The following is a 255-nucleotide window of genomic DNA, read 5'->3' on the forward strand; positions in this document are numbered from 1 at the left end:
CCTTTAATAAACGGCAAAAAAATATATGTTTATGATTATTTTAAATTTGTATCATTACCGGAGTATATAGTAGATAATAATTTAGAGATTATAAATACAACTCCTTCTATTTTTAATGAATTAATTGATTTAAGTCATGATTGTTTACCTTTTAAAGGCTTGAAAACTATAATGATAGGAGGAGAAACTGCTAATATTAGCTTATTGAATAAAATAAATGAAAAAATACCTCATGCTAATTTAATTAATGCTTAT

At 22.4% G+C, this 255-nt stretch carries 1 protein-coding gene; it reads left to right on the forward strand.

Translation table 11 applies throughout. From position 1 onward, the window contains the following. Positions 1-255 (forward strand): hypothetical protein (locus SCA31_RS24435; protein ID WP_410699566.1); only part of this gene is annotated, 255 nt, incomplete at both ends.

The organism is Chryseobacterium sp. SIMBA_028 (assembly GCF_046535285.1).
Classification (GTDB): Bacteria; Bacteroidota; Bacteroidia; order Flavobacteriales; family Weeksellaceae; genus Chryseobacterium.